Here is a 22,366-nt window from a genome sequence, read left to right on the forward strand (position 1 = left end):
AAGTCGGAACTCGTTGCTGCGGTTGACAATTGGGTGAAGTTCTACAACAGTGTGCGGCGGCACTCCTCGATCGGGATGCTCAGTCCCGACACCTTCGAGCAGTCACTCCGCATGGCTGCCTGAAACCCCATAAGCCCCTGTCCACCGTTCGGGGTGAACCTCACTCGTGTGTCTCGCCAAGCGACTGGGCACCTTCGCCGGTGGTGAGTTGCTGATAGATGTCGGCAGCACTCAAGACCTCGCCGGCCATCACTGTCCCCCACGAATATTTCCGATGACCATCACAGCCACCTCTTGAGCGGACACACACGGCTCTTTCGAGCCGATTCGAGACTTCTGCTGCCGGACCGCAATGTCGATCACCTGCGTGTCGCTGATGCCCACAGCCATGTTGCACTCGCCCGGGCTTCGCTCTGCCGACACGTCGTACGCGACGGCCGGGTATCCGCCGACCGGTGCGAGCGGCTGGAAATACTTGTACGACGTTCCCTTCGACGCGTAGACCGACGTCAACCCCTGCGGGGCGACGTTGGTGACGATCACGCCGACCCGCGCGTAGCCGTGCGCCGATCCGCCATCCCAGTTGCAGGCTGGCCCCGCGGGCGAATGGAGATCGGGGTCGCCCGGCAAAGGGCCGCCGAACAATCCGTTCGCCTGATCGTCGGTCAGAGAGGAGCAGGGGTTCTTCGCGACCTGGGCGGTGTCGATCGGGTTTTGCACCTTCGGGACACCTGGCCCAGGAACCTGACCGGCGTCGCTGCTGACGCTGGTCGCCGGCACGCTGTCAGCCGGTGCGGATGTGCTCGGGGTTGCATTCCCGGGCGTGGGGGACGAGCAGCCAGCCAGTGCGAACAGTGCGAACAGTGCGACACCGGCCAGCGCGACGACGCGCTTCACAGACTTCCCCCGGTGTTCTTTACCTCGGTCGCGTGGGTGTCTTCCGCGGTCGCGTACTTGCCGAGTGCTGTACGAAACTTGTCCGATTGGTTCCGGCAGTAGTCCGCGCGGGCCTTGAGCGACTTAACCAGTGCATCGCCGGAGTTGCGGAACACGCCCGCGTTGTCGCGGCTGGCGATGTCCTGACCCGGTGGCCGGGTACGAGCGATGACCTGTGCGTATTCGACGTCGCGGTCGAACTCGACAGCCAGCTCCTCGAACTCTTTCGCGATGTGCTTCAGAGTCTGCTTGTCGAACGAGTAGCCGCCGCCGGTCACGGCTTGTCCGAAGCTCGTCACCCAGTCGGTGCCGTATGTCCCGCCGTGTTTCGTGTCAGCCATGCAGTACGCCTCCCCGCGTAAGCCAGTGCCGGGATATCCCGTGTCAGGCACGCCGAGTGCCCGGGTAGTCACTCTAGCCAGGACGGATTCCGGCTATTCACGGTTCCGTCCCATCCCCGGGGAAGATCACACTCACCAGGGCCTCCATCCTGCGGGATCGAGTTCCAGGCAAAGGCCGCGCCAGTGCTTGGAGGGGAGCTGCTCGGCCTCGGGGAGTCGGGGGAGGGGTTTCTTGGCTGGCTTCTTGGGGATCGCCGTCGTCATCGCGCGGACTGCCTTCTCATGTGCGGATTCCCGAAGGGTGACGCTAGCCGGGGCCGGACAGGGCAGACGAAGCCGAGCGTGGGAACACCGTTTCCGGCTATCCGGCCTGCGACGGTGATTGATCCGCCCCGGTCTTCCCGGAGGTGTATAACACCCTATACGGTCCGGGGATGTACCACGTACCATCCGGCCACACACCACACCACATCACCACCAAAACCCGCTAAGACAACCGAGGCCCCACCTGGCGCAATGCCAGTGGGGCCTCGGTGAGCTATGACCGGGTCGGCTCAGATCAGACCGAGCTTGCGCACCGCGTCGCGTTCCTCGGCCAGTTCGGCGACGGAGGCGTCGATGCGGGGGCGGGAGAACTCGTCGATCTCCAGGCCCTGCACGATCTCGTACCTGCCGTCCTTGGCGGTGACCGGGAAGGACGAGATGAGGCCTTCCGGCACGCCGTAGGAGCCGTCGGAGACGACGCCGGCGGAGGTCCAGTCGCCCTCGGGGGTGCCGTTGACCCAGGTGTGCACGTGGTCGATGGCGGCCGAGGCCGCCGACGCCGCGGAGGAGAGGCCGCGGGCCTCGATGATCGCGGCGCCGCGCTTGGCGACGGTCGGGATGAAGGTGTCCGCGAGCCAAGCCTGGTCGTTGATGGTCTCGGCGACGTTCTTGCCGCCGACCTCGGCGTGCTGTACCGAGGGGTACTGGGTGGCGGAGTGGTTGCCCCAGATCGCGACCTTCTTCAGGTCGGTCACGGCCACGCCGAGCTTCTTGGCCAGCTGGGCCAGTGCGCGGTTGTGGTCGAGGCGGGTCATCGCGGTGAAGCGCTCGGCCGGCACGTCGGGGGCGTGCGACTGGGCGATCAGGGCGTTGGTGTTGGCCGGGTTGCCGACCACCAGGACGCGGATGTCGTCGGCCGCGCCGGCGTTGATGGCCTCGCCCTGGGGCTTGAAGATGCCGCCGTTGGCCTCGAGCAGGTCGCCGCGCTCCATGCCCTTGCTGCGGGGGCGGGCGCCGACCAGCAGGCCGATGTTGGTGCCGGCGAAGGCCTGCTTCGGGTCGTCGAAGATGTCGATGCCGGCCAGAAGCCCGAACGCGCCGTCGTCGAGTTCCATCGCGGTGCCCTCAGCCGCCTTGACCGCCTGGGGGATTTCCAGGAGGCGCAGTTTCACCGGGGTGTCGGCGCCGAGCAGCTGACCGGAGGCGATCCGGAACAGCAGCGCGTAACCGATCTGGCCGGCCGCGCCGGTGACGGTGACGTTGACAGGGGCTTGGGTCATAGCGGGTTCTCCAGCTCGAGACGACATTGGCTAGTACTTGGATGCTAGCCTCCCCGGCCCCTGGCGTCCGGGTGCGTCCAGTCACTCTCCGGCCGCGCGGTGGACGGGCGGGTCGGTGGCTTCGACGCCGAAGACGCGGCCGAGGGCGATGAGGCCTTCGTCGAGGTGGCTGAGGCTGGAGAGCACGGCGCGGGTCTCGGCGTCGTCGATGCGGTCGGAGACCGGGGTGCCGTCGTCGCGGACGAGGGTGGGGCCGGGGGTGCCGGGGTGGGTGAGGGCTTCGTGGATGCGGTCGATGTTGGCGCCGATGCGGCCGGTGAAGCGGTCGAGACGTTCGGTGTCGGGGCCGGTGAGCTGGCCGGGCTGGGTGCGGGCGGCGACGTGGCGGGCGCGGAAGGCGATGCCTTCGAGGGTGGTCAGGACGTGCCAGCCGTAGTCGCGGCGGGCGCTGCGCAGGTTGATGGGGTGGGTGAGGGGTTCGATGGTGGTGCGGACCTGTTCGACGGCGCGGTCGAGGTCGCGGGACAGTTCGATGATGTTGAGGTTTTCGCGGCCGGACATGACTTCGGCGGCGGAGGTGAGGAATTCGCGGAGTTCGTCGAGGGTGGTGGCGATGTCGTCGAGCATGACGGCGCGGGTGCGGACGGGGACCACGACGACGGCGGCGAGCAGGCCGCAGGCGGCGCCGGCGGCGGTTTCGGCGACGCGGATCCAGAGGACTTCGATGCTGAAGGTGCCGAGCAGGCGGTAGAGCAGGCCGAGCATGGCGGTGACGAAGAAGGACATCAGGAACTGGGAGACGCGGGAGGTGTAGACCATGCCGAACACGCAGGCCGCGGTGAGGGCGAGGATGGCGGGGGTGTTGCCGCTGACCAGGAAGGCGAGTGCGACGCCGCCGACGATGCCGAGGAGGGTGCCGCCGGTGCGGCGGAGGCCTTTGACGAAGCGGGCGCCGGTGCTGGAGGTGCCGACGAACACGACGAAGACGGTGAGGACGGCCCAGTACCAGCGTTGGGGGGAGATGAGCTGGCCGGCGAGGACGGCGAGGCCGCCGCCGAGGACGGCTTGGATGGCGCTGCGGGTCTGGTTGTCGTAGGTGAGGATTCTGGTGGGTTCGGGGTCTTGTCCGGGGGTGGGGGTTTCGGTGGCGTGGGTGGCGACGCGCTGGGCGCGGTCGTCGGCGACGGCGAGTTCGGCGAGTGCTTTGCGGACGCCGTCGCCGGGGCGGGCGTGGTCGTCGATGCGGCTGCCTTCGACGAGCATGCGGCTGTATTCGCCGGTTTGGCTGATGAGGGGGAGTTCGCGGGGGTCGCGTTCCATCAGGGAGCGGAAGCGGGCGAGGCGGGTGACGAGGTCTTCGGTGACTTCGGCGGGCAGGGGGTGGGTGGCGGTGCGGCGGGCGGTGATGGTGAGCCAGCCGACGGCGAGTTCGACTTCGATGGCGCGGCGGCGGAGCTGGTCGGCTTCGTGGGGGCCGATGACGTCGGGGGCGTTGTCCTCGATGAGGAGGACGGTTTCGTGGAGGCGGGCGAGTGCGGTGCGGATCTGGCGGTCGGTGCGGTCGCTGCGGCCGTGGGTGAGGGTGGCTTCGGTGGCGCGGACGGCGGCGGCGACGCGGGTGCGGAAGGCGCGGCGGATGCGGACGAGTTCGGTTTCGGCGTTGTGGCGCAGGAGGAGGAAGCGGACGACGGCGTTGGCGGCGAGGCCGGTGAGCAGGGCGATGATCAGCTGGGGGAGCTGGGTGGGGTGGGTTTGCAGGAACATCGGGAAGAAGAAGAGGAAGAACGCGATGGAGCCGAGTGCGGTGCCGCGGGGGCCGAATCGCTGGACGTAGACCGCGACGAAGATGAGCAGGACGAAGAGGATGGTGTCGAGGGGGTGGTGGAGGGTGCTGAGGCAGGCGGCGGTGATGGTGGCGGCGCCGAGGGGTGCGGCGAGGGCGAGGGTGGTGGCTTGGCCGCGGGTGGTGGTGTCGTTGATGGTGAAGGCGCTGAGCATGGCGGCGATGGCGGCGACGAGGGAGGTGGTCAGGGGGTAGTGCAGGGGGATGAGGGCGGCGATGGCGAGGACGATGCCGAGGACGGCGGAGGTGGCCAGGCGGAGGCGGGAGAGGCCGGGGTCGGCTGCGGCGAGGCGGTCGGTGAAGGTGGTGAGGGTGGTGCGGAGGTGGGCGGTCATCGGGCGAGGAGCTCCCATTGGGCGAGGGTGAGGGCTTGGCGTCCGCTGGTGGCGGTGATGCGGAGCCGGTAGTGGCGGCAGGCGGTGGGGGTGGGGAGGGTGAAGGGGCGGGTTTGGCGGGGCCAGGGGAAGTGTTCGCCGGTGCGGGTGTCGAGGGTTTGCCAGTGGTGGCGGTCGTTGCGGCCTTCGAGGGTCCAGGCGGTGGGGTGGCTGCCGTGGTGGCCGGAGGTGAGGGTGTAGAGGACGACTTCGCGGGGGTGGCCGGCGACGGTGAATTCTAGGGTGGGTGTTCGGGTGCGGAAGGTTGCTTCGGTGCGGCTGGTGTTGTCGGTGAGGGCGTATGTTCGGCCGTGGGGGCTGTAGGCGGTGCCGGTGAGGTCGGTGAGTGGGGTTGGCAGGGTGGGGGTGGCTGGTTCGGTTGCCCAGGTGCCGGGGTGGGTGCGGAGGTCGAATTCGAGTACGGCGCCGTTGGTGAGGGTGGTGTGGTTGAGGGTGGCTGTGGCGTGGGGTTGGCCGTTGATGGTGAGGCCGTGTACGTACGGGGTGTCGGTGCCGGCGTGGGGTGCGCGGATCACCAGGTCTTTTCCGTTGTCGAGGTGCAGGGTGGCGGTGCGGAACAGTGGTGCGCACGCGATGTAGTGCGGGCTGCCGATGGTGAGGGGGTAGAGGCCGAGGGCGGTGAAGACGTACCAGGCGGACATTTCGCCGTTGTCTTCGTCTCCGGGGTAGCCCTGGCCGAGTTCGCTGCCGAGGTAGAGGCGGCGGAGGACTTCGCGGACGGTGCGTTGCAGTTTGGCGGGTGCGCCGGCGTAGGCGTAGATGAAGGGGATGTGGTGGGAGGGCTGGTTGGAGTGGCCGTATTGGCCCATGCGGACGTCGCGGGCTTCGGTCATTTCGTGGATGCGGCCGCCGTGTCCGGTCTCGGGGGTGCGGAAGAATTCGTCGAGTTTCGCTTCGAGGCGGTGGGGGCCGTCGTGGAGGGCGGTGAGGCCGGGGGCGTCGTGTGGTGCGGAGAAGGCGGTGTTCCAGGCGTTGGTCTCGACGAAGTCGTCTCCCCAAGCTTCGGGGTCGTAGCCCTCGGCGGGGTAGTGCGGTGCGCCGTCGGGGGTGCGGCCTTGGAAGAAGCCGATGCGCGGGTCGAAGTGGTGTACGTAGTGCTGGGCGCGTTGGCGGAGGTAGGTGGCGTTGTCGGCGTAGCGGCGTGCGCGGTCTCCGGTGGCTTCGTGGGCGAGGGCGTCGGAGAGGTTGGCGAGAGCGTAGTCGTTCAGGCAGCCTTCGAGTGCCCAGGAGAGTCCTTCTCGGACGGTGGTGGGGGTGTAGCCGAGGAAGGGCGAACGGTCGAGTCCTTTGCGTCCGACGCTGCGTCGGGGTGGGGCGACGGTGGCGTTCTTGAGTGCGGCCTCGTACGCGGCTTCGATGTCGAAGTTTCGGACGCCTTTGAGGTGCGCGTCGGCGAAGGCGGCGTCGGAGCTGGTGCCGGTCATGAGGTCGGCGTAGCCGGGGGAGGACCAGCGTGCGATCCAGCCGCCTTCGCGGTATTGCTGGACGAAGCCGTCGATCATCCGGCCGCATTGTTGTGGTGCGAGGAGTGCGTACGCGGGCCAGGTGGTGCGGTAGGTGTCCCAGAAGCCGTTGTTGACGTACAGCTCGCCGTCGACGACTTTCGCGCCGGTTCGTCGTCGTGTGCTGGGGCGGAGGCTGCGTACGACGGGGCTGGCGTGGCGTGTGCCGCGTGGGGTGTTCTCGTGGGCGCGGTTGGGGTAGAGGAACAGTCGGTAGAGGCAGGAGTAGAAGGTGGTGAGTTCGTCTTCTGAGGCGCCTTCGAGTTCGACGCGGTTGAGGACGTCCTGCCATTGGTCGCGGGCGCGTGTGCGTACGTCGTCGAAGGTGGTGCCGGCGGGGATTTCGAGTTCGAGGTTCCGTTTCGCCTGGGCGAGGCTGATCAGGGAGGTTGCGATCCTTAGCGTCACTTCGGGTTCGGCGAATTCCAGGTAGCCGGTTACGGTCCGCCAGAACGGGCGGCGGATTCGGGCACCGCCGGTGGGTTGCTGGTCGGCTTCGGCGTACACGTACATGCGGCGGGCGCCGGCGGAGAGACGGCTGCGGATCCAGGTGTGGCCGGTGACCACGCCGGTATCCGGGTGTACGCGGAGGCCGCCGCGGTTGCGGGCGTTGTCGAACAGCACCCAGCCGCGGTTGCCGGGAAAGGTGAAGCGGACCAGTGCGGCGTGGTCGGACGGGGCGAGGTCGGCGGTGATTCCGGTGCGGAATCGCACGCCGTAGTGGTAGGGGCGGTCGGTTTCGTCGTCGTGGGTGAACGGGAGCGCGCGGCGGGCGGGGCGGGGTTCGACGGGGCCGGTGCCGGGCATCAGGTGGAAGGTGTGCCGGTCGCCCATCCATGGGCTGGGCTGGTGGCTGACGCCGAGGGCCTGCAGCCGCGGCTGGTTCGTCTCGTCGTTGTGGCGGTGGTAGGAGTAGAACCAGTTCAGTGCTCGGGCGTCGGTGATCGGGGTCCAGAAGTTGAACCCGTGCGGGACCGCCGTCGCCGGGAAGGTGTTGCCGCGGGAGAACGTGCTGCTCGAATGGGTGCCGCGGGTGGTGCGTACGTGGTCGACGGGCTCCTTGGGCGTGTACGGATGGTCTGCGAGGCGGACGTCGTCGAGCCAGCCGGTTACGTCGCCGTCGCCGGGTGGGTCGACGAGCAGAACGATCCGCCGCACCCGCCGTCCTGCGTACGCACCGAGCGGGCGCCGTACAAGGTTCCACTGGTCGACGTACAGCGTCTTCGCTTCGCCCTGCGCGGTGGCGGAGAACCCGGCGCTGCTTCCGTCGTCGAACTCGACGTCGAGAGCCACGTACGTGCTGCGGTAGCTGGGGATCGGCCCGTCGGAAGCCGGGAAGACCACATACGTCAGTGCACTGTGGACAGTCACCGGGACGTCCACCTCGAACAGAACGGTCCGTGGGTGCGCCGAGTAGCGCAACGCCCGCAGGCCGGTGAACCCGACGCCGGTCTTCGCGGTGGGTGAGTGTGACGGCCCGTGATCCACACACGCTCCGTGATCGACCGGTTGCGGATCACCCGCCTCGAACGAGGAGAAGAACCCGGTGGTGATCACCTGTCCCACGGTAATCGCTGCGCGAGTGTGACACCCACCGTCTCGTGGGCCAGTGGGCCGCGCTGAACTCCATCAAGGTCAGAAACTGGCGACGGGATCGCCGAAGAGGTCCTTGTCCGGCGTCACACCCAGTCCGGGGCCTTCCGGCAAGGTGATGTGACCGCCCTCGACGCGGGGGCCGGCCTTCGGGTCGTAGTGGCCCTCGATGAGGGGAGCCGCGATCCAGGCGCCTTCATTCAGGTCGGGCCGGATCGTGGCGCCCAGGTGGACGCAGGCGGCGGCGATCACGTCCCCGCCGTAGGCGTCGTCGCTGGTGTGCGGCAGGTTCCGTGCGTCGCAGAGATCCCGGAAGGCGCGCATCCGCATCAGCCCGCCGAGGCGTGTCACCTTCATGCCGAAGCCGTCCACCAGCCCGGTCCCGGCCGCGGTGATCACCGTGTTCAGGCTCACCCCGCTTTCGTCCAGATAGATCGGCTGTCGGACCAGCGGGCGAATCCGGGCCAGTTCCTCGATGGTGTCGCAAGGCTGTTCGAGGACGAAGGGAATGTCGGCACATTCGCGGCTGAGGCGCAGGACATCTCGCGTGGTCCAGCCGCGGTTGCCGTCGGCCGCGAGACGCATGCCCGAGCCACGGATCACTTCCCAGACCTTGCGCAGCGTCTCGATGTCAAGCTGGACGGGGCGGCCGCCGAGCTTGACCTGCAGGCGTGGGTAGCCTTCGGCTTTCCGTTCCTTCGCGATCCGCGCGACGTCGTCCGGGTCGCCGACGCCGGTGGAGTAATAGGTCGGTACCCGTTCCACCGCGCCGCCTCCCAGCAGGTCGGCGACGCGCACGCCGAGACGTTTGCCGATGAGGTCGTGGGCAGCGATGTCGATGGCGGCCTTGGCATAGTTGTGCCCGTTGAGCAGGCTGTCCATCCTGCGATGCAGCGCCAGGGGCCAGAGTTCCGCGCCGATCAGCCCGGGAGCCATCGCGGTCAGGGCCGTCCGGGCGCCGGCGGCGTGGGCCTCGGCATAGGTCCCGCCGAGGGGGCAGGTCTCGCCCCAGCCCTCGGTGCCGTCCTCGGCGACGACACGCACCAGCGTTGAATCCAACGACCAGACCGTCGCGCTGGAGACGACGAAAGGCGGGTTCTTCACCGGCAGGTCATGGGCGTAGATGTGGATCGCGCGGATCTTCACTTCGAGGCTTCCGATCTGATCGTAGGGAGCGTGCCCGATGATGCGTGAAGGGCGGCCCCCGCGCACAGGGACCGCCCTTCACCCGCTCACCCGCGGATCAGAACCTCGCGCACTGCCCGGCGGAAGGGCCGTGAACAGTGTTGCCGAGGGCATGATCCGTCGGGGCGGGCGAGTTGCCGGTGCAGGCCAGCGGTCCGCGGACGGTACTGCGGGTGAGCACCGGACCGGCGTTGCCGGTGAGAGTGACCGGGCCGGAGATGTCGGTCAGCTCGACCGACGTCGTTCCGGTCGTCCCGGTGATCGCGACCGGGCCGTTCACCTTCGTACGGTTGAGCACGACCTGCGCCGCGCCGGTCGCGGAGACGGGGCCGTGGATCGCACCACCGCGCACCACCAGGGACGCGCCGCGTGACACTGTGACCGGGCCGGAGACGGTGGCGCCGTTGAGGCACACGACTCCGCTCGACACGGTCAGCGGGCCGTGTTGCGCGCCGGTCAGCGTCTTCGTGCACGACGCGTCCGGCCGGCCCAGCAGCTCCAGCTCCGACAGCGACGCGGTGCCGCCGGTGGTCTCGGTGACTTCGAGCCGGTAGTAGGCGTAGTGCGCCGGGTTTTTCACCTGGAACGCCCTGGTCTGCTGCCGCCACGGGAAGCTCTGGCCGGTCTGCTGATCGGCGACCGCCCAGGTCTTGCCGTCGTAGGAGCCCTTGAGCACCCAGCTTTTCGGATCGCCCGCGCCGGTGCCGGAGGTCAGCGTGTAGTCGGTGACCGCCTCGTCGGTGGACTTCAGCTGGTACTGCATCGTGCCGGTCACCTTCGCCTGGGTGCGGGAGGTGTTGTCCGCCAGCGCCGACACGTCGGAACCGTCCGAAGTAGACAGTGCGCCGGGGGTGGTCTCGTCGTGCAGGGGAGAGGGCACCGCGTCGCCGGTGGTGATCGACTTCGGGGTGTCGTCCGGGCCGGTGCCCCACTTCGACGGGTTCGGGCCCATGTCGAAGTCGAGCGTCCCGCCGTGGGCGAGGGCGTCCTGCGGCAGCGAGGTGGAGGTCCAGTCCTTGCCGTTGACCTTCAAGCCCTGGACGTAGACGTTCTTCGCGGAGTTCTTCGGCGCGTTGATCACCAGGTCCCCGCCGGGCAGGTGCACGGTCGCCTTCGTGAACAGCGGCGAGCCGATCGCGTAGTTCGGGCTGCCCATCTGCAACGGGTAGAAGCCCAGCGCCCCGAAGACGTACCACGCGGACATCTCGCCGTTGTCCTCGTCACCCGCGTAGCCCTGACCCAGCTCGCTGCCGGTGTAGAGCCGCGACAGTGCTTCCCGCACCTTGGCCTGCGTCTTCGACGGCTGGCCCGCGTAGTCGTACATGTAGAGCAGGTGGTGCGAGGGCTGGTTGGAGTGACCGTACTGGCCCATCCGCACGTCCCGTGCCTCCTGCATCTCGTGGATCACGCCGCCGTAGCCGCCAGGGAAGGTCGCGGTCTCCGGCTCGGCGAAGAACCGGTCCAGCTTCGCGGCCAGCTTGTCCTTGCCGCCGTAGAGGTTCGCCAGACCCTGCCCGTCCTGCGGCACGGTGAACGCCATGTTCCAGCCGTCGGTCTCGGTGTAGTCCCCGCCCCAGGCCCGCGGGTCGTACTGGTCCTTCGGCTTGGTGAACTTGCCCGCGGCGTCCTTGCCCTGGAAGAACCCGGTACTCGGGTCGAACAGGTGCACGTACTGCTGCGCGCGGCTGGTGAAATACCGGTAGTTCTCCAGGTACTCGGCCTTGCGCGGATCGTTCGCGGGTGCCTGGTCGTAGAGCTTCTTCGACAGATTCGCGATGCCGAAGTCATTCACGTAGCCCTCGATCGCCCAGGAGAAGCCCTCACCGGTCGAGTTCGGCGTGTAGCCGAGGAAAATCGACTGGTCCAGTCCCTTGCGGCCGACCGCGGAGTTCGGCGGCGCCACGGTCGCGTTCTTCAACGCCGCGTCGTAGGCCGATTTCACGTCGAAGTTCGACACGCCCTTGAGGTAGGCATCGGAGAACGCGACGTCGGAACTCGTGCCGGTCATCAGGTCCGCGTAGCCGGGGGAGGACCACCGCGCGATCCACCCGCTGTCGCGGTACTGCTGCACGAAACCGTCCGCCATCTTGCCCGCCATGTCCGGTGTCAGCAGCGAATACGCCGGCCAGGTCGTGCGATAGGTGTCCCAGAAGCCGTTGTTCACATAGATCTGGCCGTCGACGACCTTCGCCCCGGTCTGTGTCGCCGTGTCCTGCCCGGCCTTGGCCGCCACCGGGCTCGCGTACCGGTACTTCGGCGCCTGCGCGGTGCCGGTGTTCTCGGCACCCTCGTTCGGGTACAGGAACAGTCGATACAGGTTGGAGTACAAGGTTTCCAGCTGGTCCTTGGACGCGCCCTGCACCTCGATCACGCCGAGCTGCTTGTCCCAGGCCTGCTGCGCCGCGCCGCGCACCGCATCGAACGTCGTGGTCGGGGCGATCTCCTGCGCGAGGTTCTTCTTCGCCTGATCCACGCTGATCAGCGAGGTCGCGACCCGCATCGTCACGGTCTTGTCCGCGCTCGCGTCGAACCGCAGGTACCCGGTGACGTTGTCGCGGCCCTGCCCGGTCAGCTTGCCGCCGGCGCGGACCGGCTTGTCGAACGTGGCGTAGACGAACATCCGCCCAGCGCCCGCGGACAGCCCGCTCTTGACGTCGGAGTACCCGCTCAACGTGCCGTTCGCCGCGTCGAGAGTGAGCCCGCCGGCGTTGGTCACGTTGTCGAAGATCAGGCTGGAATCGGTGCCCGGGAACGAGAATCGCATCATCGCCGCGTGGTCGGCGGGCGCGATCTCGGTCTTGATCCCGTTCTGGAAGGTGACCCCGTAGTAGTGCGCCCGCGCGACCTCGCTGTCGTGGGTGAACGTCAGCGCGCGCTTGCTCCGGTCCGCGTCCGGCACGCCCGCCGCGGCCGAGGGCATCACCTGGAAGGTCTGCCGGTCACCCATCCACGGGCTCGGCTCGTGGCTCACCGCGAACGCCTGCAGCGACGGCAGATTGTCCGCGTTGTTCTGCGAGTGGTAGTTGTACAGCCAGCTCGCCGAACCGGCGTCGGTCACCGGGGTCCAGAAGTTGAACCCGTGCGGCACCGCGGTCGCCGGGAAGTTGTTGCCCCGGGAGAACGTCCCGTTCGCCATCGTGCCACGGGTGGTCAGCACGTTGTCGCTGGGCCGGGTACCGGCGGGCGGCACCGGCGTGGCGGAGATCTTCACGTCGTCCAGCCAGCCGCCGAACGTGGCCGGACCGCTCGGGTTGTCGTAGCCGAGCACGACCCGGGAGATGGTCTTGCCCGCCGCCACCCGGCCGATCGCCGCGCGCACCAGATTCCACTGATTGGCGTACAGCACCTTGCTTGCGCCCTGGCCCTGCGGGCTCAACCCGAACCCGTACTGGTCGGTCGCACCCAGATCACGCAGGTGCGTGCCATCGGTGAAGTCCAGATCCAGCGCCACGTTCGTGCTCGGGTACTTCAGATCACCCTCGACGAACTGCGGCTGCACCTTGTAGGACAGCTCGGTCGATGCGGTTACCGGGATCTGCACGTCGAACAGCTTGTTGTACGAGTAGCCGTGCCCCGCCGCCTGGGTGCCCGCGTAATGAAAAGCCTGCTTGCCGGTGAACCCGACACCGTTCTTGTTCGTGTACCCGCCAGACGGGCCGGAATCGGTGAAGCTGCGCATGTACGGCACCTTCGCCGGGGTCGCCCCGCCCAGCTCCAGTTCGGACAGCTGCACTGCGTTGTCACCGTGGTTACGGGTGATGTCGAGCCGGTAGAAGCGATAGCCCGCGCTCGGGGCGGCGAGCCGGTATTCCTTGCGCTGGAACCGGTCGTCGAACGTCTGGCCGGTCTGCTTGTCCAGCTGGGCCCAGTGCGTTCCGTCGGCGCTGCCCTGCAGCGTCCAGTCCTGCGGGTCGCGGCCGGCGAAGTCGTTGGCCGAGGTGAGCGCGTAATGCGTGATCGTGCCCGGCGCGGTCAGCGACACCTGCGCCCAGGCCGCCGGCGCGGGAGCGAGCCACTTCGTCGCGGTCTTGCCGTCGACCAGATTGGCCGCGACCTCACCGGCACCGGCATTCTCGCTGCTCGCGCTGATCACCGTGTCGCCCGTGACCCCCGCGGCGCGAGGCTTCCCGGCCGCGCCGGTGTCCACGCTGTCCTGCGCGGGCTGCGGATCACCGGGCTCGAACGAAGAACTGAAATCCGGTGGCGCGGCCTCCGCCGCCACGGCCGGACCGGCCGCGGGCAGCGCGGCCAGCCCCGCCGCCACCACAGCCGCGGCCAGCGCGGCAGACAAGGATCTCGCACTTCGGGGCATCGTTGCTCCCCCTTCGTCGGAACGGGCGCGCCTGCTTCGGGGGCTCCGGCGCCCCGGAAGCGAAACCCGTCGTGACATCGATGTCAAGATCAGTCGCGGATCTTGGCTCGAAACGGACAACCCCGGACGCGCCCGGCTGCTGCACCCGGATGTGCGACCCGGCGTGCTCACCCATCCGCGAGTGCCGGCGGCCCGCGCAGGTATAACGGAATCCATGTCGCACGATCCCGACGAGGACGCCCGCGCACGGGCCGGGCAGGCACTCGCCGCCGGTGACCCGACCGGCTGGTTCGAACCGCTGTACGCCGATGTCGAGGCCGGAGCCGCGGTGCTCCCGTGGGCGCGGACCGAGGCGGCGCCGGACCTCGCCACCTGGGTGGCCACCCATCCGGGCGGCGGCGCGCGGGCGCTGGTCGTTGGCTGCGGAATGGGCTATGACGCGGAGCTGCTGGGCGAAGCCGGCTACCAGACCTCGGCCTTCGACGTCTCGCCGAGCGCGATCAAAGCGGTGCTGAACCGGTTCCCCGACACCGTCGTCTCCTACCGCACCGCCGACCTGCTGGAACCACCCGCCGAGTACTTCCACGCGTTCGACCTCGTCTTCGAATACCTCACCGTGCAGTCGATGCCGCGGGAGGTCCGCGCGGCCGCGATCGCCTCGATCGGCGGATTCGTCGCCCCGGGCGGACGGCTGCTGGTCGGCACTACCAACGCCGAACAGGTCGACCTCCCCACCGGACCGCCGTGGCTGCTCGACCGCGCCGAACTCGACTCGTTCGCCCGCGACGGACTCGCCCTGGACTCCGTGACCCCGATCCAGGACGGCCGGCTCTGGTGGGCGGAATTCACCCGCTAGCCCACCCGCTCACGCGCGCTTCAAAGCCGTGAAGGGACCCTTCACGGACGTAGAGGCTGTGAAGGTGCCCTTCACAGCCCTAGCACCGGCCTAGGCGGATTCCAGGAACCGCTTCAGGACCCGCAGTCCGAACCGCAGTCCGTCCACCGGCACGCGCTCGTCCACGCCGTGCGCCATCGCGCGGTACGGGAACCCCTCCGGCAGCGCCAGGGGAGCGAAGCCGTAACACGCGATTCCCAGCCGGGAGAACGCCTTCGCGTCCGTTCCGCCGCCGAGGCAGTACGGCACCACGACCGCGTCCGGGTCCTCGGCGCGCAGCGCGGCCGCCATCGCGTCCAACCACGGCGAGTCCACCGGCGCCTGCACCGGAGGCTGATGCGTGATGAACTCCCGCGTCACGCCCGGACCGAGCAGCGCGTCCAGCACCGCGAACACCTCGTCCTCCGCGCCGGGCAGCAGCCGCACGTCGACCTGCGCCGTGGCCGTCGACGGGATCACGTTCACCTTGTAGCCGGCGTTGAGCACCGTCGGCGTGGTGCTGGTGCGGATCGTCGGCAGCACCAGCGAACCCGCCACGCCGAGCCGCGCGACCGTCGCCTCCACCGCCGCACCGGAGGACAGGTCCACCGGCACGCCGAGCGCGGCGCCGGTGCGCTCCACGAAGGCCTGCACGGCCGGGGTCAGCCGCACCGGCCAGCGATGCGACGCGATCCGGTGCAACGCCTCGACCATCCGGACGACCGCGTTGTCGTCGTTGGGCCGGGACCCGTGCCCGGCCCGCCCGCGCGCGGTCAGCCGCAGGTGCGCGGTGCCCCGCTCGGCCGTGCCGACCGGGTAGAGCCGCACCGTCCGTCCGTCGGCGGCGGGCACCGGACAGGAATAGCCGCCGGACTCGCTGATCGCCGCCGCGCAGCCCTCGAACACCGACGGATGTCGCTCCACCAGCCAATGCGCGCCGAAGTCGCCGCGGTCCTCCTCGTCCGCGACGAACGCCAGCACCAGGTCACGGCGCGGCCGCAGCCCTTCGGCCACCGCGGCCAGCACCATCGCGCAGAAATCCTTCATGTCCACCGCGCCGCGGCCCCACAGGAACCCGTCGCGCACTTCGCCGGAGAACGGCGGCACCGACCAATCCGCCGCGCCCGCGGGCACCACGTCCAGGTGCCCCTGCACCAGCAGCGCCGGCAGCGCCGGATCGGTGCCCGGGATCCGGGCGAGCACATTCGCCCGGCGTGGCGCGGACTCCACGATCCGCGCGGAAACCCCGTACCGGCCAAGGAAATCCGCCACGTACTCGGCCGCTTCGCGTTCCCCCGCGGCATCCCCGCCGCCGTGGTTGGTGGTGTCGAACCGGATCAGGTCTGCACACACCCCGACGACGTCGGCCGGTGCTCTCTCAGCCATAGATGCCCTGCACCGCCCCCGCGGCGATCGCGGTGACCACCTTGAACGCCTTCATCGCCTCGGTCATGCTCGGCGCCTCGAACCCGACCCGGCGCACCCCGATCTGTTCCACCGTCGGGATCACCGCGGTCGCCTGCGCCAGATGACTCGCGTCGAACTCCACCTCGATCCGGTGCCGTCCCGGGTTCCGCTCGCCCTGCCCGGCCCGCGCCATCGCCTGCCGCGCGCCCGTCGTCAGCAGTTCGGCGGTCCGCGCCGGCGGCAGGCAGATCGCCGCGTACCGGCTCACGCATTCCTTCACCGCGACCAGTTCCGCCTCCGGCGCGTACTCGCGGGCGTCTTCGCAGGTGTGATCGTCGCCGCTGACCAGCACCACCGGCACGCCGTACTCGCCGGCCAGCGCCGCGTTCAGCCTGCCCTCGCTGGCCGGCACGTCGTCCAGCCACACGCCGGTGATCTGGTTCTCCAGATAGGTGTGCGACAGCACGCCGTCGAACCCGGCACCGGCGTGATAACCGAGGAACACGGCACCGTCCACACCGGAATCCACGCCCTGCATCATCGACAGCGGCTTGTGCCGGCCGGTCAGCATCCGCGCCCGCGGATCGAGGTCCTCCAGCAGCAGGTTCCGCTGCGACGAATGCGCCTCGTTGACCAGCACGTCCTCCGCGCCGGCCGCGAACAGCCCGGCCAGCACCGCGTTCACATCGCCGGTGAACAAGGTCCGCAGCCGCTGCCACTGGGAGGTCCCCGGAACGACATCGTCGGTCCAGGTGACCCCGGTCGCGCCTTCCATATCGGCCGAGATCAGGATCCGCATGGCGCGCACTCTAGTGATCCCGTCCCCGCGCATAACGATCGGACACGCACCGGTGCGGTCACATATTGCGGGGTTACCGCGGTATGTGGTTACTTTTCGTCCTCAGGGGCGGCCGGGGCCGGACGACAGGGGGATCTGCCAGTGCGGAGGCATGTGCGGCGCGTTTTCACCATCGCGGCGGCCGGCACGCTGGCGGTGCTGCCGACGGCCGGGATCGCCACCGCCCAGCAACCCGCCCAGGAGCCCGCGCAGCCGAAAGTGCTGCGGGTCGCGCTGACCACCGGGATCGACCACCTGAACCCGTTCACCGCGTCACTGGCCGCCTCCACCCAGGTCGGCCGGTTCATCTACGAATTCCTCACCATCCCCTCCGCGGAGAAGGCCACCGCCGCGCCCGCCCTCGCGGAATCCTGGCGGATCTCCCCGGACAAGCTGACCTGGACGTTCAAGATCCGCCAGGGCGCGAAATGGTCCGACGGGCAGCCCATCACCGCGAAAGACCCCGCGTTCACCTTCAACCGGATGCTCACCGACGAAACCGCCCGCACCGCCAACGGCAACTACGTCGCGAACTTCGCCTCGGTCACCGCGCCGGACGACGCCACGCTGGTGATCAGGACCAAGACCGTGCAGGCCACCCTGGACCTGCTCGACGTGCCGATCGTGCCCGAGCACGTCTGGGCGCCGATCAAGGACCTCACCGCCCCCGAGACCGACACCGTGCCCGTGGCCGGCGTGGACGACGGGCCGTACCGGCTGACCGAATACAAGCAGAACGAGTACCTCAAGTTCGCCGCCAACAAGGACTACTGGCGTGGCGCGCCGAAGGTCGACGAGCTGCAGCTGCTCGTGTTCAAGGACGTCGAATCCGCGGTTAACGCGCTCAAACAGGGTGAAGTCGACGTGCTCAACCGGCTCACCCCGACCCAGTTCGACGCGCTCAAGGACCGGCCGGACATCGCCGCCAACCAGGCACCCGGCCGCCGCTACAACGAGATCACCCTGAACTTCGGCGTGCAGAACGCCCAGAACCAGCCGATCGGCAACGGCAACCCCGTGCTCAAGGACCTCCGCCTGCGCCAGGCCATCGCGCAGGCGATCGACCCGAAGACCGTCGTGGACAAGGTGATGGGCGGCTACGGCCAGCTCGGCGGCGGCGTGATCCCGCCGATTTACCAGGCCTACCACTGGGATCCGCCGCCTGAGCAGGCCCGCGGCTTCGACCTCGCCAAGGCCAACGCGGCCCTCGACGCGGCCGGCTACCGCAAAGGCGGCGACGGCCTGCGCACCGAGCCCGGCGGCGCCCGCCTCGAACTGCGCCTGACCGGGCATGCCAACCGCGGATTCGACCAGCGCGTCGCCCAATACGTCAGCGGCTGGCTGCACGACATCGGCATCTCGGTCAAACAGGAACTCGTCTCCGACGAGGAACTCAACGATCGCACCAACGCCGGCAACTACGACCTCGCGATCTCCGGCTACGCGACCAACCCCGACCCGGACTACGCGCTGTCCCTGCACACCTGCGCCGCCCGCCCGAACGCGCAAGGCAAAGGCGGCACCACCGACACGTTCTTCTGCGACCCCCAATACGACCAGCTCTACGCCCAGCAGCTCACCGAAACCGACCCGGCGGCCCGCGCCGGCTACGTCAAACAGGCGCAGGCCCGGCTCTACAGCCAGGCGGTCAACGTCGTGCTGGACTACGACAACGCCCTTGAGGCCTACCGCTCCGACCGGTTCTCCTCCTTCGGGAAGCAGCCCCAGCCCGACGGCCCGATCCTGGAGCAGACCGGCTACTGGGGCGTCTACGGCGCGGCCCCGGCCGTGGCCCGCAGCGGCGACAGCGCCTCCAACACCGGGCTCTGGATCGTGCTCGGCGTCGTGGCCGCCGCCGCGCTCTTCGTCAGCGGCTACACACTCGGCCGCCGCCGCGCCATCCCGATGGACGACCGGGAATAGCCATGCCCGATCTCTCACGACACCCCGGCGACAAGGCTGTGAAGGGTCCCTTCACAGCCTCGGAGTCCGTGAAGGGTCCCTTCACGGACTCCCGGCGGGACGGGCAGCGCGGCGGGACGGGCACGGCGCGGTTCGTGGTGGTCAAGGCCGCCGAGGCGGCGGCGAGCATCGTGCTGGTGATCGTGCTCGGCTTCTTCCTGTTCCGGCTGCTGCCCGGCGACCCGATCGCGTTCATGGCCCGCGACCGGCCCACCGACCCCGGCCAGATCGCCGAACTACGTGACCGGCTCGGCCTGGACAAACCGATCCTCGCCCAGTTCGGGAACTACTTCCTCGGCCTGTTCCAGGGCGACTTCGGCGAGTCCTACATCGAACGCCGCCCCGTGCTGGACATGATCGGCGAACGGCTGTGGCCCACCGTGCTGCTCGTCGGCAGCGCGACCGTGCTCGCCGTCGCGATCGGGCTGTGGCTCGGCATCCGCGCGGCCTGGCGGCGCGACAGCCTCTTCGACCGCGCGCAGACCGGGATCGCGCTCACCCTCTGGTCGGTCCCGCAGTTCTGGCTCGGCCTGCTGCTGCTCGTGGCCACCGGCGGCCTGTTCCCCAGCCGCGGCATGCACTCCCCGGACGCCGCGCCCGGGTTCCTCCCGCAGACCCTCGACGTGCTGCACCACCTGATCCTGCCGTGCCTGACCCTGCTCGCCGTGTTCTACGCGCAGTACATGCTGGTGATGCGGTCCTCGCTGCTCGGCGAAATGAACGCCGACTACCTCGTCACCGCCCGTGCGAAAGGCCTGCGCGAGGACCTCGTGCGCCGCCGCCACGCGGTGCCGAACGCGTTGCTGCCCACCGTGACCCTGGTGTTCATGCAGTTCGGCATGGTGGTCTCCGGCGCGGTCACGGTGGAGGCGGTGTTCAGCTGGCCGGGCCTCGGCCAGCTCACCTATGACGCCCTGCACGGACCCGATCTGCCCGTGCTGCAAGGTGTTTTCGTGGTCCTCGCCGGCGCCGTGGTGCTGATGAACCTGCTCGCGGAACTGCTCTACCGCGTGCTCGACCCGAGGGTGCGTACCACATGACCGCCGGAGTCGCCGCGGAAAACCCCCGCGCCATCGCCTGGAGCCGCCGCCGCGCCGGGATCGCCCGCACCTGGCACGAATTCGCCACCCGCAAAGCCGCCCTCACCGGCCTCTGCCTGCTCACCCTGACCGTCGCGCTCGCCCTGCTGCTCCCGGTGTTCAGCGACGCCGGGGGTCTCGACGTCACCCGCGCCACCGGCCGCCCGCTCAGCCCACCGGACGGGCAGTACTGGCTGGGCACCGACATCGACGGCCGCTCGGTCCTGCTGATGACCGTGTGGGGCACCCGGATCTCGCTGCTCGTCGGGTTCGCCGCGACCGTGCTCAGTGTCTTCATCGGCACCCTGATCGGGATCACCGCCGCGCACTTCGGCGGCTGGGTGTCGGCGATCCTGCTGCGGTTCACCGACTTCTTCCTGGTCCTGCCCTCACTGGTGCTCGCCATCGCCCTGTCGGCGGTCCTGCCGCGAGGAGTGTGGACGATCGTGCTCGCCATCGGCGTCACCGCCTGGCCCAGCACCGCACGCCTGGTCCGCGCCCAGACCCTCACCATCGAAAGCCGCCCCTACATCGAACGAGCACGCGCCCTCGGCGGCGGCCACCGGCACGTGATCGGCCGGCACGTGCTGCCCGGCGTGCTGCCGCTGGTCCTGGCCAACACCACCCTCGTGGTCGGCAACTCGGTGATCGCCGACGCCACTCTGTCCTTCCTCGGCGTCGGCGACCCCAACGCGATCTCCTGGGGCGGGATGCTGCAGACCGCGCTCAACAACGGCGCCGTCACCCGCGGCGCCTGGTGGAACCTGCTGCCGCCGGGCATCGCGATCGTGCTCGTCGTGCTGATGTTCACCCTCGTCGGCCGGGGCCTGGAAACAGTGCTCAACCCCCGGCTCAAAGGAGGGAAATGACCCCGCTGCTGGAACTCAAGGACGTCAGCGTCACCTACCGCACCGGCCATGCCGAGGTCCCCGCGGCCCGCTGCGTCGGTCTCCGGCTCGACGCGGGCGGCACGCTCGGCATCGCGGGGGAGTCCGGCTCCGGCAAATCCACCGTCGCGATGAGCGTGCTCCGCCTGCTGCCCCGCACCGCCCGCGTCACCGGCGAAATCCTGCTCGACGGCGAAGACGTCCGGACCATGCGCTGGGGACGGCTGCGCGCGGTCCGCTGGGCCGAAGCGTCAGTGGTGTTCCAGGGCGCGATGCACGCGCTCAACCCGGTCCGCCGCGTCGGCGACCAGATCGCCGAGCCCATCCGTCTGCACCCGCCCGGGGGAGCGCAGCCCACCGAAGCACAGCTCCAAGCCCGCGTCGCCGAACTGCTCGACCAGGTCGGCCTGCCCGCCGGCCGCGCGAGCGCCTACCCCCACGAACTGTCCGGCGGCCAGAAACAACGCGTGATGATCGCGATGGCACTGGCCTGCGAACCCCGGCTGATCATCGCGGACGAGCCCACCACCGCGCTCGACGTCGTGGTGCAGGCGCAAGTGCTGTCGGTCCTGTCGAAACTCGTGGCCGAACGCGGCATCGGCCTGATCATGATCAGCCACGACCTGTCCGTGCTCGCCTCCACCTGCGAACGCATCGCGGTGATGTACGACGGCGAAGTCGTCGAGGAACGCCCCAGCGCCGACCTCATGGCCGCGCCCCGCCACGAACACAGCCGCGCGCTGGCCGCCGCGTTCCCCACCGTCGGCGACCCCGTCTCCCGCTTCGCCCCGGCGACCGCCACCCCACTGCCACCCGAACCGGACAACCGCGCCGCCGGGCCGCCCCTGCTCGCCGCGGAGAACCTGCACGTGAGCTTCCGCGACCGCACCGGCACCCGGATCCACGCCGTCAACGGAGTCGACCTCGCCGTCCACCGCGACGAGATCGTCGCCCTCGTCGGGCAATCCGGCTCCGGCAAGACCACGCTCGCCCGCACCCTGCTCGGCCTGCAACGCCCCGACTCCGGCACCGTCCGCTACGCCGGCGAGCCCGTACCGTCCGGCGGCAGCGCCCTGCGCGCCTACCGGCGACAGGTCCAGCTCGTCCTGCAGGACCCGGCCAGCGCCCTCAACCCCGCACACACCGTGTACGAAGCGGTCGCCGAAGGACCCCGCATCCACGGCCTGCCCCACGAACGCACGATCGTGCTCGACGCCCTCGAAGCCGCCGAACTACGGCCGCCGGGCACCTACCTCGACCGGCTCCCGCACGAACTGTCCGGCGGCCAGCGCCAACGCGTGGTCATCGCCGGTGCGCTCGCCCTCCAACCCGCCGTCCTGGTCGCCGACGAACCCGTCGCCTCCCTCGACGCGTCCGTACGCGGCGAGATCCTCGCCCTGCTGCTGCGGCTGCGCCGCCGGCTCGGCCTCGCCGCCCTGGTCATCACCCACGACCTCGGCCTCGCCTGGAACATCGCCGACCGGGTCGCGGTGATGTACCACGGCGAACTCGTCGAGACCGGCACCGTCGAGCAGATCCTGCTGGACCCCCGGCACGAGTACACCGCATCACTGCTCGCGGCCCTGCCCGGCGGGACCGCGCCACGAGGCGGCGGCCACTCCGCCGCAGGGGACCTCCGACCGGGGGTGAACACCTGACCGAAGAGCC

Annotated in this window: 15 protein-coding genes; 6 read left to right on the forward strand and 9 right to left on the reverse strand. The window is 69.4% G+C overall.

The window, feature by feature from the left end; genetic code table 11:
* Positions 1-123, forward strand: a 123-nt coding sequence (locus D5S19_RS34085; protein WP_147397357.1) for an integrase core domain-containing protein, incomplete at its 5' end; no start/stop codon positions are given.
* Positions 124-249: 126 nt separating this feature from the next.
* Here D5S19_RS34085 and D5S19_RS08765 read toward each other — a convergent pair.
* The 7 genes from D5S19_RS08765 to D5S19_RS08795 form a co-directional block, all read right to left on the reverse strand.
* Positions 250-897, reverse strand: a complete 648-nt coding sequence (locus D5S19_RS08765) for a DUF3558 domain-containing protein (protein ID WP_233573783.1) — start codon at positions 895-897, stop codon at positions 250-252.
* Positions 894-1,277 carry a hypothetical protein gene (locus tag D5S19_RS08770; RefSeq protein WP_120022858.1) on the reverse strand — a complete coding sequence of 128 codons (384 nt, stop codon included), beginning with the start codon at positions 1,275-1,277 and terminating at the stop codon, positions 894-896. The genes D5S19_RS08765 and D5S19_RS08770 overlap by 4 nt, the downstream gene beginning before the upstream one ends.
* A 554-nt stretch (positions 1,278-1,831) precedes the next feature.
* Positions 1,832-2,821, reverse strand: a complete 990-nt coding sequence (locus D5S19_RS08775) for a malate dehydrogenase (protein ID WP_120022859.1) — start codon at positions 2,819-2,821, stop codon at positions 1,832-1,834.
* An 81-nt stretch (positions 2,822-2,902) separates the two neighbouring features.
* Positions 2,903-4,999, reverse strand: a complete 2,097-nt coding sequence (locus D5S19_RS08780) for an FUSC family protein (protein WP_120022860.1) — start codon at positions 4,997-4,999, stop codon at positions 2,903-2,905.
* Positions 4,996-8,118 carry a GH92 family glycosyl hydrolase gene (locus D5S19_RS08785; RefSeq protein WP_120022922.1) on the reverse strand — a complete coding sequence of 1,041 codons (3,123 nt, stop codon included), beginning with the start codon at positions 8,116-8,118 and terminating at the stop codon, positions 4,996-4,998. The genes D5S19_RS08780 and D5S19_RS08785 overlap by 4 nt, the downstream gene beginning before the upstream one ends.
* A 78-nt stretch (positions 8,119-8,196) precedes the next feature.
* Positions 8,197-9,300, reverse strand: coding sequence for a mandelate racemase/muconate lactonizing enzyme family protein (locus tag D5S19_RS08790; protein ID WP_120022923.1), 1,104 nt, complete (start codon positions 9,298-9,300; stop codon positions 8,197-8,199).
* A 97-nt stretch (positions 9,301-9,397) separates the two neighbouring features.
* Positions 9,398-13,651 carry a GH92 family glycosyl hydrolase gene (locus tag D5S19_RS08795; protein ID WP_120022861.1) on the reverse strand — a complete coding sequence of 1,418 codons (4,254 nt, stop codon included), beginning with the start codon at positions 13,649-13,651 and terminating at the stop codon, positions 9,398-9,400.
* 214 nt (positions 13,652-13,865) lie between these two features.
* On the opposite strand from D5S19_RS08795, the gene D5S19_RS08800 reads away from it, so the two are divergent.
* Positions 13,866-14,507, forward strand: a complete 642-nt coding sequence (locus D5S19_RS08800; protein WP_120022862.1) for a class I SAM-dependent methyltransferase — start codon at positions 13,866-13,868, stop codon at positions 14,505-14,507.
* Between the two features lie 90 nt (positions 14,508-14,597).
* Here D5S19_RS08800 and D5S19_RS08805 read toward each other — a convergent pair whose 3' ends face one another.
* Positions 14,598-15,911 carry a M20/M25/M40 family metallo-hydrolase gene (locus D5S19_RS08805; RefSeq protein WP_120022863.1) on the reverse strand — a complete coding sequence of 438 codons (1,314 nt, stop codon included), beginning with the start codon at positions 15,909-15,911 and terminating at the stop codon, positions 14,598-14,600.
* A complete protein-coding gene (locus D5S19_RS08810) occupies positions 15,904-16,731 on the reverse strand; it encodes a M55 family metallopeptidase (protein WP_120022864.1) in 828 nt (275 codons plus the stop codon). Before D5S19_RS08810 ends, D5S19_RS08805 begins: the two co-directional genes overlap by 8 nt.
* A 153-nt stretch (positions 16,732-16,884) precedes the next feature.
* Between D5S19_RS08810 and D5S19_RS08815 the strand changes: the two genes are divergently transcribed.
* The 4 genes from D5S19_RS08815 (at position 16,885) to nikE (ending at position 22,356) form a co-directional block, all read left to right on the forward strand.
* Positions 16,885-18,693 (forward strand): ABC transporter substrate-binding protein, encoded by a 1,809-nt coding sequence (locus D5S19_RS08815; protein WP_120022865.1) that lies wholly within the window; start codon positions 16,885-16,887, stop codon positions 18,691-18,693.
* A gap of 68 nt (positions 18,694-18,761) precedes the next feature.
* Positions 18,762-19,772, forward strand: a complete 1,011-nt coding sequence (locus D5S19_RS08820; protein WP_120022924.1) for an ABC transporter permease — start codon at positions 18,762-18,764, stop codon at positions 19,770-19,772.
* Positions 19,769-20,680 carry an ABC transporter permease gene (locus D5S19_RS08825; protein WP_120022866.1) on the forward strand — a complete coding sequence of 304 codons (912 nt, stop codon included), beginning with the start codon at positions 19,769-19,771 and terminating at the stop codon, positions 20,678-20,680. The genes D5S19_RS08820 and D5S19_RS08825 overlap by 4 nt, the downstream gene beginning before the upstream one ends.
* Positions 20,677-22,356 (forward strand): nickel ABC transporter ATP-binding protein NikE, encoded by a 1,680-nt coding sequence (gene nikE / locus D5S19_RS08830; RefSeq protein WP_120022867.1) that lies wholly within the window; start codon positions 20,677-20,679, stop codon positions 22,354-22,356. The genes D5S19_RS08825 and nikE overlap by 4 nt, the downstream gene beginning before the upstream one ends.
* Positions 22,357-22,366: the final 10 nt, after the last annotated feature.

Source organism: Amycolatopsis panacis (assembly GCF_003600245.1).
Classification (GTDB): Bacteria; Actinomycetota; Actinomycetes; order Mycobacteriales; family Pseudonocardiaceae; genus Amycolatopsis; species Amycolatopsis sulphurea.

What these genes read in the sequence shown, in the direction of transcription:
- D5S19_RS08810 (WP_120022864.1), bottom strand. Translation starts at nt 16,731, where the DNA reads ATGCGGATCCTGATCTCGGCCGATATGGAAGGCGCGACCGGGGTCACC.
- D5S19_RS08770 (WP_120022858.1), bottom strand. Translation starts at nt 1,277, where the DNA reads ATGGCTGACACGAAACACGGCGGGACATACGGCACCGACTGGGTGACG.
- D5S19_RS08825 (WP_120022866.1), top strand. Translation starts at nt 19,769, where the DNA reads ATGACCGCCGGAGTCGCCGCGGAAAACCCCCGCGCCATCGCCTGGAGC.
- D5S19_RS08775 (WP_120022859.1), bottom strand. Translation starts at nt 2,821, where the DNA reads ATGACCCAAGCCCCTGTCAACGTCACCGTCACCGGCGCGGCCGGCCAG.
- D5S19_RS08805 (WP_120022863.1), bottom strand. Translation starts at nt 15,911, where the DNA reads ATGGCTGAGAGAGCACCGGCCGACGTCGTCGGGGTGTGTGCAGACCTG.
- D5S19_RS08780 (WP_120022860.1), bottom strand. Translation starts at nt 4,999, where the DNA reads ATGACCGCCCACCTCCGCACCACCCTCACCACCTTCACCGACCGCCTC.
- D5S19_RS08800 (WP_120022862.1), top strand. Translation starts at nt 13,866, where the DNA reads ATGTCGCACGATCCCGACGAGGACGCCCGCGCACGGGCCGGGCAGGCA.
- nikE (WP_120022867.1), top strand. Translation starts at nt 20,677, where the DNA reads ATGACCCCGCTGCTGGAACTCAAGGACGTCAGCGTCACCTACCGCACC.
- D5S19_RS08795 (WP_120022861.1), bottom strand. Translation starts at nt 13,651, where the DNA reads ATGCCCCGAAGTGCGAGATCCTTGTCTGCCGCGCTGGCCGCGGCTGTG.